This is a genomic window from Streptomyces sp. NPDC047841 (assembly GCF_040704085.1).
GTDB classification, from domain to species: Bacteria; Actinomycetota; Actinomycetes; order Streptomycetales; family Streptomycetaceae; genus Streptomyces; species Streptomyces argyrophylli.
Window position 1 is genome coordinate 1 of record NZ_JBEYRP010000084.1, and the last position, 2,013, is coordinate 2,013.

At 53.1% G+C, this 2,013-nt stretch carries 1 rRNA gene and 1 pseudogene; one reads left to right on the plus strand and one right to left on the minus strand.

Annotated elements, in window-relative coordinates:
- A 16S ribosomal RNA gene (locus AB0947_RS42750) occupies positions 1–1,166 on the minus strand; the annotation flags it as partial.
- Positions 1,167–1,593: 427 nt separating this feature from the next.
- Here AB0947_RS42750 and AB0947_RS42755 point away from each other — a divergent pair.
- A pseudogene (locus AB0947_RS42755) lies at positions 1,594–2,013 on the plus strand (hypothetical protein); the annotation flags it as partial.

Consider the following 2,013-nt stretch of genomic DNA (forward strand, 5'->3'; position numbering starts at 1 on the left):
CACTGGCAGTCTCCTTTGAGTTCCCGGCCGAACCGCTGGCAACTAAGGACAAGGGTTGCGCTCGTTGCGGGACTTAACCCAACATCTCACGACACGAGCTGACGACAGCCATGCAGCACCTGTGTTCGAGTTCCCGAAGGCACCAAAGCATCTCTGCTAAGTTCTCTGGATGTCAAGAGTAGGTAAGGTTCTTCGCGTTGCATCGAATTAAACCACATGCTCCACCGCTTGTGCGGGCCCCCGTCAATTCCTTTGAGTTTTAACCTTGCGGCCGTACTCCCCAGGCGGTCGATTTAACGCGTTAGCTCCGGAAGCCACGCCTCAAGGGCACAACCTCCAAATCGACATCGTTTAGGGCGTGGACTACCAGGGTATCTAATCCTGTTTGCTCCCCACGCTTTCGCACCTGAGCGTCAGTCTTCGTCCAGGGGGCCGCCTTCGCCACCGGTATTCCTCCAGATCTCTACGCATTTCACCGCTACACCTGGAATTCTACCCCCCTCTACGAGACTCTAGCTTGCCAGTTTCAAATGCAGTTCCCAGGTTGAGCCCGGGGATTTCACATCTGACTTAACAAACCGCCTGCGTGCGCTTTACGCCCAGTAATTCCGATTAACGCTTGCACCCTCCGTATTACCGCGGCTGCTGGCACGGAGTTAGCCGGTGCTTCTTCTGCGAGTAACGTCAATTGATGAACGTATTAAGTTCACCACCTTCCTCCTCGCTGAAAGTGCTTTACAACCCGAAGGCCTTCTTCACACACGCGGCATGGCTGCATCAGGCTTGCGCCCATTGTGCAATATTCCCCACTGCTGCCTCCCGTAGGAGTCTGGACCGTGTCTCAGTTCCAGTGTGGCTGGTCATCCTCTCAGACCAGCTAGGGATCGTCGCCTAGGTGAGCCATTACCCCACCTACTAGCTAATCCCATCTGGGCACATCTGATGGCAAGAGGCCCGAAGGTCCCCCTCTTTGGTCTTGCGACGTTATGCGGTATTAGCTACCGTTTCCAGTAGTTATCCCCCTCCATCAGGCAGTTTCCCAGACATTACTCACCCGTCCGCCGCTCGTCACCCAGGGAGCAAGCTCCCCTGTGCTACCGCTCGACTTGCATGTGTTAAGCCTGCCGCCAGCGTTCAATCTGAGCCATGATCAAACTCTTCAATTAAAAGCTTGATTTGCTTCCACTCGAGAAGCGATGCTCAAAGATTTACTGCATGAATTTTACTTCAGTTAGTCACTCTTCAAGACTTGATATTTTTTTGCATCCGAAGATGCTGGATATCGTCTTGTGGAGTGCCCACACAGATTGTCTGATAAATTGTTAAAGAGCAGTGAGTTAGGCGCTTTCGCTTGCTAACTCGAGGTGGCGTATATTACGCTTTCCTCTTTCAGAGTCAACCCTAATTTTCAGGATTTTTTCTCTGCGACCCCCGGATACTCTGTGAAGTTGTTCACATGTTCCGTGTCGATGGAGGCGCATTATAGGGAGTTCCTCGCAGGCCGCAACAGGTATTTTCAGCAAAAACGATCGTTCGCTGCATTCCACAGCAAAACCCCGCCTTATACCCACTTGCGCACAGTGTTATCCACAGATGCGATTTGCACGGAAAATTTACGAGCGCCACGCAAACGTTTTCGCTACAATTCCCCGCGACGAAACGATCCCCCTTTTTATGGGGGCGCTACCTGAATATGTGCCTGACCCTCCCTTTATAAGGCAAAAAACCCTTCCTTATAGAGAGAACGAGGTGGACATTCACGTAACGCTCTTTAATTGCGACTCAAAGCCAAGGGATAAAACCATGCAACAACCTCGTCCAATCCGCCGGGCCCTGCTCAGCGTGTCTGACAAAGCCGGTATCGTTGAATTCGCCGAAGCGCTTTCCCAGCGCGGCGTTGAACTGCTCTCCACCGGCGGCACCGCCCGCCTGCTGGCAGACGCCGGTCTGCCCGTTACCGAAGTTTCCGACTACACCGGCTTCCCGGAGATGATGGACGGACGAGTTAAGACC